At 67.6% G+C, this 15,297-nt stretch carries 9 protein-coding genes and 1 pseudogene; 6 read left to right on the forward strand and 4 right to left on the reverse strand.

All coding sequences use genetic code 11. The features are described from left to right. Window positions 1-1,734: 1,734 nt before the first annotated feature. Both ABZ371_RS17355 and ABZ371_RS17360 read left to right on the forward strand, forming a co-directional pair. Window positions 1,735-7,779, forward strand: a complete 6,045-nt coding sequence (locus tag ABZ371_RS17355; RefSeq protein WP_358679886.1) for a DNRLRE domain-containing protein — start codon at window positions 1,735-1,737, stop codon at window positions 7,777-7,779. Between the two features lie 137 nt (window positions 7,780-7,916). Then, window positions 7,917-8,444 carry a hypothetical protein gene (locus ABZ371_RS17360; RefSeq protein WP_358679888.1) on the forward strand — a complete coding sequence of 176 codons (528 nt, stop codon included), beginning with the start codon at window positions 7,917-7,919 and terminating at the stop codon, window positions 8,442-8,444. Window positions 8,445-8,465: 21 nt separating this feature from the next. Here ABZ371_RS17360 and ABZ371_RS17365 read toward each other — a convergent pair. Next, window positions 8,466-9,081, reverse strand: a pseudogene (locus ABZ371_RS17365) (hypothetical protein); the annotation flags it as partial. Between the two features lie 93 nt (window positions 9,082-9,174). Here ABZ371_RS17365 and ABZ371_RS17370 point away from each other — a divergent pair. Both ABZ371_RS17370 and ABZ371_RS17375 read left to right on the forward strand, forming a co-directional pair. Continuing rightward, complete coding sequence (locus ABZ371_RS17370) at window positions 9,175-9,444, forward strand: type II toxin-antitoxin system Phd/YefM family antitoxin (protein ID WP_358679891.1); 270 nt, start codon at window positions 9,175-9,177, stop codon at window positions 9,442-9,444. After that, a complete protein-coding gene (locus tag ABZ371_RS17375) occupies window positions 9,437-9,700 on the forward strand; it encodes a type II toxin-antitoxin system RelE/ParE family toxin (RefSeq protein WP_358679894.1) in 264 nt (87 codons plus the stop codon). Before ABZ371_RS17370 ends, ABZ371_RS17375 begins: the two co-directional genes overlap by 8 nt. An 83-nt stretch (window positions 9,701-9,783) precedes the next feature. On the opposite strand, the gene ychF is transcribed toward ABZ371_RS17375, so the two are convergent. Next, window positions 9,784-10,872 carry a redox-regulated ATPase YchF gene (gene ychF / locus ABZ371_RS17380; RefSeq protein WP_358679897.1) on the reverse strand — a complete coding sequence of 363 codons (1,089 nt, stop codon included), beginning with the start codon at window positions 10,870-10,872 and terminating at the stop codon, window positions 9,784-9,786. Between the two features lie 453 nt (window positions 10,873-11,325). Between ychF and ABZ371_RS17385 the strand changes: the two genes are divergently transcribed. Then, window positions 11,326-11,970 (forward strand): DUF6542 domain-containing protein, encoded by a 645-nt coding sequence (locus ABZ371_RS17385; RefSeq protein WP_358679900.1) that lies wholly within the window; start codon window positions 11,326-11,328, stop codon window positions 11,968-11,970. Between the two features lie 6 nt (window positions 11,971-11,976). On the opposite strand, the gene ppgK is transcribed toward ABZ371_RS17385, so the two are convergent. Together ppgK and ABZ371_RS17395 are read right to left on the reverse strand one after the other, a co-directional pair. Further along, the gene (gene ppgK / locus ABZ371_RS17390) at window positions 11,977-12,726 is read right to left on the reverse strand and encodes a polyphosphate--glucose phosphotransferase (RefSeq protein WP_358679903.1); all 750 of its coding nucleotides are present in this window, start codon (window positions 12,724-12,726) and stop codon (window positions 11,977-11,979) included. A 139-nt stretch (window positions 12,727-12,865) separates the two neighbouring features. Next, window positions 12,866-13,855 (reverse strand): 4-hydroxy-3-methylbut-2-enyl diphosphate reductase, encoded by a 990-nt coding sequence (locus ABZ371_RS17395; RefSeq protein WP_358679906.1) that lies wholly within the window; start codon window positions 13,853-13,855, stop codon window positions 12,866-12,868. An 87-nt stretch (window positions 13,856-13,942) separates the two neighbouring features. On the opposite strand from ABZ371_RS17395, the gene ABZ371_RS17400 reads away from it, so the two are divergent. Then, entirely contained in the window at window positions 13,943-15,286 is a 1,344-nt protein-coding gene (locus ABZ371_RS17400; RefSeq protein ID WP_358679908.1) for an APC family permease, read from the forward strand. Window positions 15,287-15,297: the final 11 nt, after the last annotated feature.

Genomic DNA, 15,297 nt, shown 5'->3' on the forward strand with positions numbered 1-15,297 from the left:
GCCCTGCTGCGCACCGGGGCCCTGCTGCCCATCGGGCGCGGTGGTCCCTGGTGCTCGGTTCCGACCCGTCGTCCACGTCTACGGACTCGACGAGCCGACCGCCACCGTGCGACAGTCCGCACGGTGGGCCATGGCGCTGACCTGTCAACGGATCCTGACGAATCGGGACCTCGACCTTCGGTGGAGAAGGCCAGGGCCTCGCTCGGACGCCGGCCGGTGCCCGCCTGTAAATAGACGGCGAGCCGGTATTGCGGCGCTATATGTGCCGCAATGAGGTCGACCTCCGTCGGCGTCGGGATTTCATCTTCATCCGCTACTGCTGGCCTTGCTCCGGGATATCCGGACTCCTCGTGCGGGGTTGTCCGGGATCTGTTTGTCGACTACAGCCACCTCCAGCCTGGCGGCCACCACGAGCATGCGATCGTTGACCGTGGAAGCCGCCAGGCCCGCACCCGATCCGTGCAGGCTCTTGGCAAACTGTTCGAAGTCGCGGCGCGCCGGACTGGCCGTGGTCCTATGCCCCGGGCGCGGCACAAAGTGGTTACGAAAGAAGTCCTCGTAGTTGCTACGAGTCGTGTCGCCGATAGCTCGTCGCTCGACCCGGTCCGGTGCCCAGACCTGCAAGCGCACGTCCCCCCTGGCGGGGCAAGGAAGGCGCCCGACTTCTTGTCGTTCTCGACGTGCACGACGAAGGCGTCCGCACCGTCCAGGCCCACCCTCCGAGAGAACGACTTCTCCCGTTGCCGGCCCCGCCTGCCGCCCGGCTCCCGATATCGCACCGTCCACCTGTGGCCGCACCGTGGACGTTCGCAGGGACAGCTCGGTTCCCGGACATCCCGCTTGCACTTCTGGAACCCGCTGGCCACCCACGCCTCCTCCGCTCGTGCCGAGAGCGAGGCAGGGCGCTGTATCGCTCTCCCTGCGGCGCACCAGCCCACGGCCATCCGCGTCAGCGACCGTCCTGCTCGAAGCGTGCTCCGCTCAGGGACCTCACCACTGCAGCCACCGTCCGCCGAGCGCAGTCCTCCCTGATTCACCCAGCACCCGAAACGTGCTCCCTCTCCTCCAGACAAGAAAGGACAAATTGACCGAACCACCCCTTACGGTGAACGTGCAGTCCCACTCACGCACGGCCCAGAGGGGGAGATCGACCCGCCCGTCACCCGGCCCTGGAGGGCCCAAGACGGCGTCGAGAGGGGCAATCGGCGGCCACCTGCTCGACTTCCCCCACTGCCACCACGCCCGCCCGGGATGGGTGCGTCTCCGGTGCAACTTTCCGACTGCGGGGGACTCTCGATGATCACATATTGGTGACGCCCGCTCAGGGAAGTCTTCACACATCACGGGGACCGCTACATCCCTATTGGTAATGGTATGCAAGATGCCAAATCTGTAGAAATTCGATATGCCGCCGCTCGTGAAGCACCATGACAGACAAGGGCTCCTACCCTCCTGCGACTTCTTCACTCAGTGCACGTGCGAGCATCACGATCACTCCACATCTGCGTAAGGAACGTGATGAAGAAGTTCAGGGGCGGCACAGTCCGCCTGGGAGGGGCAGCATCGCCACCGGCGATGCTGAGACGCATAGCCCTCGGGGTTGTTGCTGTCCTCGCGGCTGAGTCCGCCCTCGTCTCACTCGGAGCGGGGACCTCCTTTGCGGCACCAGGTGCTGAGCAGTTGGTGTCCGCCGGCTCGAAGGATGGCAGGGCGGCCGCGACGTCGGCGGACTCCGTGGCTGCCGCCTTGCTGATGGCGCGCGCCCAGGGGCGAAAGATCGAGGCGATCTCGGAGCGTACAGAGACGGCCACCACGTACGCGTTGCCCAGTGGTGAGTTGCAGACCACCGGCTATGCGGGACCGGTCCGGCAGAAGAACGACTCCGGCCAGTGGCAGGACATCGACACGTCGCTCTCGGACACCGGCGCCGCGCTGGAACCGGATGCGGCGGCTGCCGACATCTTGGTCTCCGACGGTGGTGACACCCGGCTGGCGTCGGTTTCCGACGGCGAGAAGTCGTTCGCGATGGGCTGGGACGAGAAGCTCCCGACCCCGACGGTGAAGGACGACACCGCCCGGTACGACATAGGCGACGGCCAGATACTGACCGTCACCGCTCTGTCGCAGGGGTTCGCCCAGAACGTCCTGCTGAGCAAGGCACCCGCGGGTCCGCTGAGTTACAGGATTCCGATCGAGGCCAAGGGCCTGAAACTGTCGAAGGCCAGTTCGGGCCGGCTGCTCCTGAAGGACAGCGACGGGAAGCTCGCGGCCGAGGCCCCGGCTCCCATGATGTGGGACTCCTCCAAGGGCGAGCGCTCGGGCGAGTCGAAGCACCTCGCCGAGGTGAAGACCACCGTCGAGACGGCCGAGGACGGCTCGCAGACCCTGGTGCTGTCCCCGGGCCCCGAGTACTTCGAGAAGGACCTGACGTACCCCGTCACTGTGGATCCCACCTCGACCCTCGCGGCGTCCACAGACACCTGGGTGGCGACCAACTACAACGACTCGCAGGTCTCCTCCACGGAGCTGAAGTCGGGCACCTACGACGCGGGCACGACCAAAGCCCGCTCGTACCTCAAGTTCGATGTGACTGCGTTCAAGGGCAAGCACATCACCGACACCAACCTGGCCCTGTACTCGGACTACTCCTCCACCTGCGCCACCACGGGGGCCGGCACGCAGGTGCGCCAGGTCACCGCTGACTGGTCGTCCTCCGCAATCACCTGGGCGGCGCAGCCGGCCACCACGACAACCGGGGCGGTGACGAACAAGGCCGCTCTTGGATGGAACTCGTCCTGCCCCGCCGGCACGGTCAACTTCGACGTCGACGCCATCGTGCAGTCCTGGGCGGGCGGTGCGGCCAACTACGGCCTTCGCGTCGCGGGCACGAGTGAGACGGATTCCACCACCTGGCGGCGGTTCCGCTCGGCGAACTACGTCTCGGGTGACGGCTCCAGCGAACCTCATCTCACCGTCACGTACAACTCCTACCCGGCCGTACCGGCCTCCAACGCGATCGCACCGGCGCAGGTCAATGCCTACAACGGCAAGCGGTACGTCACGTCCTTGAATCCCACGCTGAGTGCGAAGGTCACGGACCCGGACGGGTCCAAGACCAAGGCCGAGTTCGAGGTCACGCCCGACCCGGCAGCAGCGAACACCACGTACACGTACACCGGATCCTCGGCGGCCGTGACCTCCGGTTCAACCGCGACTCTGACGGTACCCGGGGACAAGGACTTTCCCGCCGGTGCCGCCCTGCGGGTCCGTGCGCGGGCGCATGACGGTACGGACTACGGGTCCTGGTCGGGGTACACCACGTTCCAGCTGAACACCGGCAAGCCTGTCGCACCCGCCATCAGCTGTGAGAAGTACCCCGTGAACAGCTGGTCGGCCAAGTCCGATGCAGCGGTGAACTGCACGCTGAACACGGAATCGACGGACGGAGCCGGATACTTCTGGGGCCTGGACAACAAGGCGGTGCCCACCAAGAAGCTGGACACCACCAATGGTTCCGGTGGTGACGCCCTGACCGTGAGCATCACCCCTGACAACGGCTGGCACACGCTCTACGCCAAGACCGTCGACTCCGGCGGCAACATCTCGCCAGGAGACCCCACCGCCTACAGCTTCGGAGTCGGTGCCGACGGATCAGCCGTCACAGCTCCGTCCGACGGGGATGCCACCGCTCGCCGCCTTCCCCTGTCCGCCAAGGGCAAAGCCTCCTACACCGGGGTGACCTGGCAGTACCGCCGCGGTGAGTCCGATGGTTGGCACACCGTGCCGGTCGCCGACGTCACCGTATCCGGCGACACGGTCACCGGCTGGCCGGTCAAGGTCACCAATGGAGAAGCCCCCAAGCTCGTGTGGAACACGGTCTCCACACTGGCCGAGGACGGCGTGATCGAATTGCGCGCCGCATTCACGGACGGCACCACTACCGGTTACACCCAGACGGTCGAAGCCACGCTGGACCGTGACGCGGGCACCGCGCTCACCACGACTGTCGGGCCTGGAGAGGTCAACGAGCTCACAGGCGACTTCACGCTGACGGGCGCCGACGCCTCGGCCTTCGACGCGAGCGTAGGCCGGACGTACTCTTCCCGCGCCAACAACACGGACACCGAAGGGCAGGCCGACATCTTCGGCCCTGGCTGGACATCGTCCGTCACCAGCGAAGCAAGCGATTTCACCCAGATACGTAAGACCTCCGACACCTCGGTGGAACTGCTCAGCGCCGACGGAAGTGCTGTTGCCTTCACCCTCAGATCGGACGGCAGCTGGGCTCCGCAGACCGGGGCCGAGGGCAAGACGCTCACCGGCACGCTCAGCGGCTCGAAGTTCACGCTCACCGACACCGAGGCCAACACCACGGTGTTCACCCGGGCGGCGAGCGCGGCGCTGACCTGGACGCTGTCCTCCTCTGCCACAGCGGTCGACGACACCACAGTCACCACCGTCTCCGAGACGGTGACCGCCGGCGGCAAGACCCTCGCCCGTCCCCGGTACGTGATCTCCCCGACCGGTGCGGTCAAGGCGTCCACCTGCCAAGCGGATCCCGCTACCAAGGGTTGCCGGATCCTGGAGTACGTCTACGCTTCCACAACCACCGCCACCGGCTCGACACTCGGTGACTACACGGGCCAGGTCAAAGCGATCAAGCTGTGGGCCACCACTCCAGGCGCCGCTACCTCCACTGCTGAGACCGTCGCCTCCTACGCGTATGCGGCGTCCGGCATCCTCCGCCAGGTATGGGACCCCCGCACCAGCCCTGCGCTGAAAACGGACTACGGCTACGACGCCGACGGCAGGGTCATCACTCTCACCAGCCCCGGTGAGCTGCCCTGGACATTCACCTACGGCAAGGCGGGATCAGCGCTGACCGCCGGCGCGGGCATGCTCATGTCGGTCTCCCGCCCGGCTTTGGCCAAGGGCACCAAGTCCACCGTATCCGGCAAAGCGACCACCACCGTGGTCTATGACGTGCCACTTTCCGGTGCTTCGGCTCCGTATCCGATGGACGCGGACACCGTCGCGACGTGGGCCCAGGACGAGGCTCCGACCGATGCCACCGCGATCTTCCCCGCCACCAGTGTTCCGGCCTCCAACACAGGAAGCGCCCTGAAGGCCGGGGACTACGGTCGGGCCACGATCAGCTACCTCAACGCGAACGGAGCGGAGAGCAACAGCGTGAGTCCCGGTGGTGCGATCACCACCAGCGAGTACGACCTGCTCGGCAATGAGGTTGCCAGCTTGACCGCCGCCAACCGGGCGCTCGCCCTGGGCACCTCCCCCGACGCGGAGGCAGAACTGGCTGCCCTCGGCCTGACCGATCTGTCCACCGCTGAACGAGCACAGCAGCTGGGAACCGTGGTGGAGTACTCCGCCGACGGCAACCGCCTGACGGACGAGTACGGTCCGCTGCACCAGATCACCTTGGCCGAGAAGCTAACCGGCTCCACCAGTGAGTCCACCTTGGCCGCCGGTACGGTCGTCCAGGCGCGCGCCCACACCTCCTACACCTACGATCAGGGTGCCCCCGCCGACGCGGCGGTCTCCGACCAGGTCACCTCCTCCACCACGGGTGCGGTCATCGCCGGCTACGCCACCGATGCCGATGCCGAGACCACGACCACGACCTACGACTGGTCCACGGGCGCGGTGTTGGCCGCCACCGGCGGTGGTGCGTCCTCCACCACGGTCACCGTCTACGACGACGCGGGCCGGGTGGCGACCACCCGCACTCCCGGATCGACCGGCTCGGATGCGGGCACGCTGAAGTACACCTACTACGACGCGGACACCACTGGAACCTGCGCCTCGGTCGAGTGGGACGGCCTGCTCTGCAAGACGACTCCGGCCGCCACCATCACCGGCGGGGGGACCAGCCCGGATCAGGCCGTCACCACCGTCTACACCTACGGTCGGTGGGGCCAGGTCGTCACCGAGGCCGAGACCGCCAACGGGGTGACCCGCACAACCACCACCACGGCCGACCCGACAGGGCGTCCACTCAAGACGACCGTTACCGGCGGTGCCGGAACAAGTACCCCGGCCACCGCGATCACTTACGACGAGTCCACTGGGCAAGTCGCCAGCACCACCGCCAATGGACAGACCTCCACCACGGAGTACGACGCCTTGGGCCGGACGGTCTCCTACAGCGACGGAGTGGGTAACACCACCTCCTACGCCTATGACATCCTCGACCGCCCGGTGACGGCGTCCGACTCGGCGCCCTCCACCACGTCCTACACCTACGACGACACAACCGGCCAGGCGCTGTCGGTCACCGACTCGGTCGCGGGGACGTCCAAGGCCGTCTCCTATGATGCCGACGGCGCACTCACGGGTGAGTCCCTTCCCGGTGGTTACAACCTGGCCAGGACGTTCGACACAGCCGGCAGCCAGACTTCTGTGACCTACACGGACTCCGAAGGCACCACCGTGCTCTCCGATTCCGCGACGTACACCATCCACGGCAAGCAGGCCGGTCACACCCAGACCGATGGCGGGACCCTGTCCACCGCCTACAAGTACGACGCCCCCGGGCGTCTGGCCCTGGCCGACGACGACGACGGCACCACGACGACCTCGCGCGCCTACGCCTTCGACGCCGATGACAACCGCACCTCGCTGACCACCACCCTTGCCGGGGCGGACGGTACCGCCACCACCTCCACCAAGGCGTACCAGTACGACACAGCGAACCGCCTCACCGCTGAGGGCCACACGTACGACGCCTTCGGTCGCACCACCGAACTGAACGGCAACACCCTGGCCTACTACGCCAATGACCTGGTCGCCAGCGAGACCGCGGGAGACACTCGCACCACCTGGGGGCTGGACGCCGCCGGTCGCCTCGCCTCGTCGACCACCGCGACCACGAGCGACAGCGGCACGACGTGGTCAACCAAGAGCACCACGGTGAACCACTACAGCTGTGGCTGCGACACTCCCTCCTGGACGGTCACGACCGCCGGCTCGACTTCCGCGGTCAGCCGCCACGTCTCGGATCTCACCGGCGGCCTCGCCGTCACCACCGGTTCCACCGGCGATGTGGTCCTCCAACTGGCCAACCTGCACGGCGACATCTCCGTCCGGATGGACGTGGAGACCGCCACCGCCACCGTCCAGCGCTATGACGAGTACGGCAATCCGCTCGATCCCACCGCTGCCGCAGCGAAGTACGGATCCCTGGGCGCCTACCAGCGCGCCACGGACGGCCTCGCCGGTTACACCCTCATGGGTGTCCGAATGTACGATCCCGCCACCGGCCGCTTTCTCCAGACCGATCCGGTGTACGGGGGCAACACCAGCACCTACGTCTACCCCGCCGACCCGATCGGTCAGTCGGACACCAGTGGCGAGCTGAAATACCGCAACCAGACGAAGTCGACAAAGAATTACACCCTCGGAATCAGCCGGAACTGCAACTCATCGAAGTCGAAGTGCAGTCTGTCGTGGTACGTGAAACTGAAGGCGATCTGGAAGAAGCACGGATCGTTGAAGTTCGTGTACAGCATCGTCCTTCCGCTGTACAACGCCGCAAAAAATCAGAGCTACGGCCACCTGGAGTCGGGCACCTACACCTTCCATGGCTCCTGGGGCGTCCCGAACGGGAGAGGCAGACCGGAGTCGGATCGCGGGAAGTACCGGGCCATGGGGATGACCTTCTGGTTCGACTGGACGGACAACGTCGAATTCAGCGGAAAATTCACCGTGCAGAAAGTATGCGTGAAAAACCCGACGCTGAACGTGTACGGTCTTTTCACCTGAGACTTCGCGGAGTGATCCGAGACGTCTCTTGAGCACGCCGCTGGGGGAAGGATGCGAGAATCGCTCCTTCCCCTGGCGGCGCAACATTTTCTGAGACTCGATGCGATCGGGTCACTCCCTTTGAAAGGTGTCGGAGGATGGAAGACTTTGCAGACTGGCGAGACAGGATGCTCCGAGCAGCATGGCGACAGGGAGACGATCTGCCGGAAGAAGTTCTGGAGTGGATGTCCGAGCTGTACGGAGAAGTCGGCGAGATTTCGGAGGAGGCCTTTTGTGAACTGTGGACCTCGCGAACCTTCTCGATGGCCAGGGCGGCTTTCCTAGTCATCGAAAAGTCAGTAGAAGAGGAGACCGGGAAGAAGGCAACGGGGGAGGAATACTGCTACATCGACTATGTGCGCGACCCGGACATCGGGCCGGTCGGCGTCGTCAGGATCAAATCCGCAGAAGTCTCGACGCCAGATTGGGAAGAAATCTTGGGTACCATGGCAGAAGGGGTTCAGGAATTTGTTATGAGTCATTACAGCATCGTCTGGCCTGTTTGCGAAAATCACCGAACAGGTTTGCATGTGGGCTATTTCCGTGGCATTTCTGTCTGGGCCTGCAGGGAAGGGCATACGGGCGGTCACGTGCTGAGAGCGATCGATCCTGCCACCCGGCTCTGAAGTGGCCACCCGGGCCTCCAGCTACCGGACCCGCTCGTCCGGCAGTGGATGGCATCGCCGACCCCCGGGGCTGAGCCGCTGGATCTGCAGCCTTGGCAGTGAGACCACGGCGTTCGTGGCCCCGCAGCACCCAGCTCCGCAGGGCGTTCCTGTTGATGCCCAGGTCAGCGGCAATACTTCTGCAGTCACCCCGGGTGTGGACTCGTGCAGAGCCACGGCATCGGCCTCGAACTCGTCCGAGTAGTCCTTCATCGCCATCGGCGGTCTTCTCACCTCCGCCTGTTCCTCCTGGACGATCTGGCGGGCATCGCCGTGCCCGAAACGCCGACCGCGTCGGGCATCGACCCAGCGACGTGCGTACGCGTCGAACAGGCGGGTCATGTTCTTCAGTCCCCACCATCCGCTCGTCCACCCATGGGTGGACGAGCGGATGGTGGGCCCGGACCGAACGCACCTGCCCCATGCGATGGGTCAGCGCCACCGCCTGGTGTGCGATGGTCGGTTTGATCTGAGGCTCACAAATGATCGTGACGGACGCAGCCTGCACGTTGCGCCCTCCCCCCGCCGCCTCGATCCGCGCCACCAGCACCGCACGACCCGGCACGGCGGCAAACTCGTCCACCAGCCGCTGACGGCGCGGGCGCCACCAGTCGATGTGGACCGCTGACCTTGAGCGCCGACCCGGACCTGCACGGTTGTGTACACATGGCACACTTGGTACCTTTGAAGTATGACTCAGTCGCTACCCATAGAGTCCATCCGCGACGTACGCTCCCACCTGGCAGAAGTCGTCGAGCGGGCCGACCGCGACGACGTGCCCACGGTCATCACCCGTCGTGGCAAGCAGGTCGCCGCAGTGGTCTCGATCGAGGTGCTGCGCAAGTACCAGGAGTGGGAAGAGCGCGAGATCAACCGCATCATCGACGAGCGCATGGCGAGCCCGGCCGCCGGTGTCCCGATCGAGGACGTGATGAGGGAGACGCTGGCCCGCAGTGAGTGACTGTCGCACGGTGTTCCGGCCCGAGGCCCAGGCCGAGCTGCGCAAGATCCCGCGCGACATGGCGCTTCGTATCCTGGCCAAACTGACACAGCTCGAAAGCGACCCCTTCGGCTTCAACACCACCGCCCTCGTATCCCAGCCTGAGCGCCGCCGCCTACGGGTCGGCGACTACCGTGTCGTCTACACGATCGACAACGGGGAGCTGGTGGTGTGGGTCGTACACGTCGGACACCGCTCCACGCTCTACGACACGTAGCTGCTCCCGCTTCTGCGGACTGTTGCGGACAGCAGAAGGGCCTGACCTGCATCCTCGCAGGTCAGGCCCTTCTGAGTGCGCGATCACACGTTGAAGCGGAACTCCACCACGTCGCCGTCCTGCATGACGTAGTCCTTGCCCTCCATGCGCGCCTTGCCCTTGGCGCGGGCTTCGGCGACGGATCCGGTTTCGATCAGGTCCTCGTAGGAGATGATCTCGGCCTTGATGAAGCCCTTCTGGAAGTCGGTGTGGATGACACCGGCCGCCTCGGGTGCCGTGGCGCCCTTCTTGATCGTCCAGGCGCGCGTCTCCTTCGGGCCTGCCGTCAGGTAGGTCTGCAGGCCCAGGGTGTCGAAGCCGACGCGGCCGAGGGTGGCGAGGCCCGGCTCCTCCTGGCCCATCGACTGGAGGAGCTCGAGGGCTTCGTCGTCGTCGAGCTCGATCAGCTCGGACTCGATCTTGGCGTTGAGGAAGATGGCTTCGGCCGGGGCGACCAGCGCGCGCTGCTCGTTCTTGAAGTCCTCGTCGACCAGTTCGTCCTCGTCGACGTTGAACACGTAGAGGAACGGCTTGGTCGTGAGCAGGTGCAGCTCGTGGAGGAGGCGGCCCTTCTCCGTGCCGGCGGTGATCCCCTTGGAGAAGAGGGTGTCGCCCGCCTCGAGGATCTTCTGGGCCTCCTCGACGGCGGCGAGGACCGCGACCTTGTCCTTCTGGAGGCGGGACTCCTTCGTCAGGCGCGGGACGGCCTTCTCGACGGACTGGAGGTCGGCCAGGATCAGCTCGGTGTTGATCGTCTCGATGTCGTCCTTCGGCGAGACCTTGCCGTCGACGTGGACGACGTTCTCGTCCTTGAAGGCGCGGATCACCTGGCAGATGGCGTCCGACTCGCGGATGTTCGCGAGGAACTTGTTGCCCAGGCCCTCACCCTCGCTCGCGCCGCGCACGATGCCCGCGATGTCGACGAAGTCGACGGTGGCGGGAAGCAGCTTCTGGGAGCCGAAGATCTCGGCGAGCTTGTCGAGGCGGGGGTCGGGGACGCCCACGACGCCGACGTTCGGCTCGATGGTGGCGAACGGGTAGTTGGCCGCCAGCACGTCGTTCTTGGTCAGGGCGTTGAACAGGGTCGACTTGCCGACATTCGGCAGGCCGACGATTCCGATCGTGAGCGACACGTTGGCGACTTCCTGAAGTGAGGAGCGGGGCTGTGCGGGCGGGCCGGGAGTGGACCGATTCTCCAGTTTACGGGCGGTGCCGTGCGGCCTGTCACGGGCGGTGAGGCGGGGCCGGTCCGGGGGCGGGTCCCGGAAGGAGGGCCCCTGGCGGGCCCCGCGACCAGCACCCGGGCGGCTCCAGGTGCCGGACCGGGGAGGAACCGCCACTCTCGGCACCGGACCGGGGAGGAACCGCCCGTCCCCGCACCGGGAGGAACCGCCCGTCCCCGCACCGGACCGGGAGGAACACCCCGTCCCGACTCCCGACCGGGAACGGACACCCCGTCCCGGCGCCGGACCGGGGAGGAAACGGACACCCCCTTTCGGCCGTGTGGCATCGAACGCAGGGCCAAGGTCGGCCAAAGCGCGTGTCCAACGCCCGAAAGGGGCCGCTTCGCGACCTAGGTTGTCCAGGTGGAGCAGCACAGGACACGTAGCCCGCAGCGCAGGCAGCCCCCGCAGGCCCCGCTGTCCCCGTCGGGCGGCCCCGGCGAGGCCGAGGCCGGCTTCCCGGCGACGGTGACGGTGGCCCCTGCCGCCTCGGCCACACCGGGGGCGTATCCGGCCTCGGGGCCGGGACGGACGCCGGGCCGGCGGCCCAGAGGCCGCGCGGTCGCGCCTGTGGTGCTCGCTCTGCGCAGATTCCCCAACCCCCGGCTGACCGGTATCGGCGCGGGTCTCTTCGCGGCCGCGACGATGTTCCTGCTGGCCTGCCTGGACCGCCTGCTCCTCGGTGGCTCGGAGTTCGTGTTCGGTCTGCTGTTCCTGCCCGTCAGCGCGTTGACCGCCCTCTGGGTGCGGCCCGCCGACCTGGTGACCGCGCCGATCGGCGTGCCCATCGCCTTCGCCGTCGGGGTGATCCCCGTCGCCGGGGGCACGGGGGGCTTCGGCGGGCAGGCGATGGCGGTCGTCACCGCACTGGCCGTCCACGCCGGCTGGCTCTACGGGGGCACGCTCGTCGCGGGGGTCATCGCCACCGTGCGCAAGATCCGGCAGATGCGGGAGCGGCAGCGGCACCTGGCGCGCACCGCCCAGGGTGCCCGCCGCCCCCGTACCTGAGGTTCTCTACGGCCGGAGGGGACGGGGCGCCGCGGCCATGGCGGCGCCCACGATTCCGGCGTTGTTCTGGAGTTGTGCCGGGACCATCTCGGCCCGCACCTTCTCGATCAGCGGCAGGAACTTGTCCGCCTTGCGGCTCACTCCCCCGCCGATGATGAAGAGCGCGGGCGAGAACAGCATCTCGACGTGCACGAGGTACTTCTGCACCCGGTGGGCCCAGTGCTGCCAGCTCAGGTCCTCGTCCTCCTTGGCCTTTGTGGAGGCCCGCTTCTCCGCGTCGTGCCCGTGCAGCTCCAGGTGGCCCAGCTCCGTGTTGGGGACGAGCTGTCCGTCGGTGAAGACGGCGCTGCCGATTCCCGTGCCGAGGGTCAGCACGATCACGGTGCCCTTGCGGTCCCGGCCCGCGCCGAAGGTCATCTCGGCCACGCCGGCCGCGTCGGCGTCGTTGAGGAGCGTGACGGGCTGCCCGACCCGGTCACTGAGCAGCTTCCGTGCGTCCAGGTCGATCCACGCCTTGTCGACGTTGGCCGCGGTACGCGTGGTGCCGCCGGTGACGACACCGGGGAACGTGATGCCGATGGGGCCCTGCCAGCCGAAATGGCCGACGACCTCCGCGACGCCGTCGGCCACCCCGTCGGGCGTGGCCGGATGAGGCGTCAGTACCTTGTGGCGCTCCTGCGCCAGCTCTCCGCGGGCCAGGTCCACGGGCGCACCCTTGATCCCTGACCCGCCGATGTCCACACCGAAGATCTCCATGGACACCACGGTACGGGGAGGTGTCGCGTGTCACTCCCCGGGGCGTGACACGCGGGCCCGGCGGGGCCCGTTACCGCCAGTCGGGCCCGCGTGTCCCGCCCGGCCCACCCGATCCGCCCGGCCCGTCCGACCGCCGCTCCTACTCGGCCGAGAGCGCGGCCGCCTCGGCCCGCAGGTCCCGGCGGAGCTCCTTGGGCAGCGAGAAGGTGATCGACTCGTCCGCCGTCTTCACCGTCTCCACGTCCCCGTAACCCCGCGCGGCGAGCCACTCCAGGACACCGTCGACCAGGACGTCGGGCACCGAGGCGCCGGAGGTGAGGCCGACCGTGGTGACGCCGTCCAGCCACGCCTCGTCGATCTCGTCGGCGAAGTCCACCAGGTGTGCGGCGGGCGCGCCCGCGTCCAGGGCGACCTCGACCATGCGGATGGAGTTGGAGGAGTTCTTCGAGCCGACGACGATGACCAGCTCGGCGTCCTCCGCGAGCTTCTTCACCGCGATCTGGCGGTTCTGCGTGGCGTAGCAGATGTCGTCGCTCGGAGGGGAGAGCAGCTGCGGGAACTTCTCCTTGAGGGCGTCCACCGTCTCCATCGTCTCGTCGACGGAGAGGGTGGTCTGCGAGAGCCAGACCACCTTGGACTCGTCGCGCACGGAGACGTCGGCGACATCCTCGGGGCCGTCCACCAGCGTGATGTGGTCGGGGGCCTCGCCGCTCGTCCCGATGACCTCCTCGTGGCCCTCGTGGCCGATCAGGAGGATGTCGTAGTCCTCCTTGGCGAAGCGGACGGCTTCCTTGTGGACCTTGGTGACCAGCGGGCAGGTCGCGTCGATCGTGGCCAGCCGGCGCTCGGCGGCCTCGGCGTGGACGCTCGGCGCCACACCGTGCGCGGAGAACATCACGATGGAGCCCTCGGGCACCTCCGCGGTGACGTCGACGAAGACGGCGCCCTTCTTCTCCAGCGTCTGCACGACGTATTTGTTGTGCACGATCTCGTGGCGGACGTAGATCGGGGCCCCGTACTGCTCCAGGGCCTTCTCGACGGCGATCACGGCACGGTCCACGCCGGCGCAGTAGCCACGGGGTGCGGCGAGCAGGACTCGGCGGGCAGGCGAAGCAGTCATGCGTCCCATCGTAAGGCCGTACCGAACAGGCGCCGGATCGGCGGGGTCGGGAGACTGGAGCCCTGTGTGGCGGGGCAGGCGAGCGACGGAGGGTTCATGACCGGCAGCAGCGCGAACCGGGAGAGACTGCGGCGCACGCTCGGTTTCCGGGACCTGGTGGTCTACGGACTGCTGTTCATCGCCCCGATGGCCCCGGTGGGCGTCTTCGGCACCCTGGACGCGAAGTCGGACGGCGCCGTCGCGCTCGTGTACCTGGTGGCGACGGCGGTCATGGCGTTCACCGCTTTCAGTTACGCCCAGATGGTCCACGTCGCCCCGTTGGCCGGCTCGGTCTTCGCCTACGCCCGCAAGGGGCTCGGGGAGGGGCCGGGGTTCGTCGCCGGGTGGATGGCGATGCTCGACTACCTCCTGATCCCCGCCGTCGCCTACCTCTTCTCCGGGATCGCGATGAACGCGCTGGTGCCGGGGGTGTCGCGGTGGGTCTGGACGGCGATCGCCGTGGCCGTGACGACCCTGCTCAACCTGTGGGGCGTCCGGGCGGCGGCCCGGGTGGGTTTCGCGGTGCTCGCCATGGAGATCGCGGTGCTGCTGGTCTTCGTGGTGTCGGCCGTGGTGGTGCTCGTACGGGACGGGGCGCAGCGCGGCTGGCTGACCCCGCTCACCGGTGACTCCGGCTTCTCGATGACGGCGGTCATGGGGGCGGTGTCCGTCGCGGTGCTGTCCTACCTGGGGTTCGACGCGATCGCCTCGTTCGCGGAGGAGGTCACGGGGGGATCGGCGAAGGTGGCGCGCGCGGTGCTGTTCTGCCTGGTGCTGGCCGGCGCGCTGTTCGTCGTCCAGTCGTACCTGGCGGCGCTGCTGGAGCCCGTGTCCTCCGCGGAGCTGGCGGCCGACCCGGTGAAGCAGGGGTCGGCCTTCTACGACGCGGTCGACGCCTCGGTCGGGACCTGGCTGCACGACCTGGTGGCCGTGAGCAAGGCCATCGGCGCCGCGTTCGCCGCGCTGGCCGGACAGGCGGCGGCGGGGCGGCTGGTGTTCGCGATGGCGCGCGAGCGGCGGCTTCCCTCGTTCCTGTCCCGGATCGACGGCGCGTCGGGGGTGCCGCGCGTGGCGATCATGTGCGCGGCGGTCGTGACGCTGGTGGCAGCGGTGTGGGCGGCCCGGCGCGACGACGGGCTCGACCACCTGGTGTCGGTGGTCGACATCGGGGCGCTCACCGCGTTCGTGCTGCTGCACGCCTCGGTGGTGGGGTGGTTCGCCGTACGCCGGATGGAGGGGCCGCCGATCTGGTGGCGGCATGTGCTGATGCCCGTGGTGGGCGCGGTGGTGCTCATCGCGGTGATCTGGGAGGCGACGACGAGCGCCCAGCTGGTGGGCCTGTGCTGGCTGGGTGTCGGGCTGGTGGTGCTGGCCCTCCAGTGGAGGCGGCGGGAGGCCTGAGAGCGGGGCGG

The organism is Streptomyces sp. NPDC005899, from assembly GCF_040629645.1.
In the GTDB taxonomy this organism is placed as follows: Bacteria; Actinomycetota; Actinomycetes; order Streptomycetales; family Streptomycetaceae; genus Streptomyces.

Coding starts and splice junctions, on each gene's coding strand:
- ABZ371_RS17360 (WP_358679888.1), top strand. CDS start 7,917: ATGGAAGACTTTGCAGACTGGCGAGACAGGATGCTCCGAGCAGCATGG.
- ABZ371_RS17370 (WP_358679891.1), top strand. CDS start 9,175: ATGACTCAGTCGCTACCCATAGAGTCCATCCGCGACGTACGCTCCCAC.
- ppgK (WP_358679903.1), bottom strand. CDS start 12,726: ATGGAGATCTTCGGTGTGGACATCGGCGGGTCAGGGATCAAGGGTGCG.
- ABZ371_RS17395 (WP_358679906.1), bottom strand. CDS start 13,855: ATGGGACGCATGACTGCTTCGCCTGCCCGCCGAGTCCTGCTCGCCGCA.
- ABZ371_RS17400 (WP_358679908.1), top strand. CDS start 13,943: ATGACCGGCAGCAGCGCGAACCGGGAGAGACTGCGGCGCACGCTCGGT.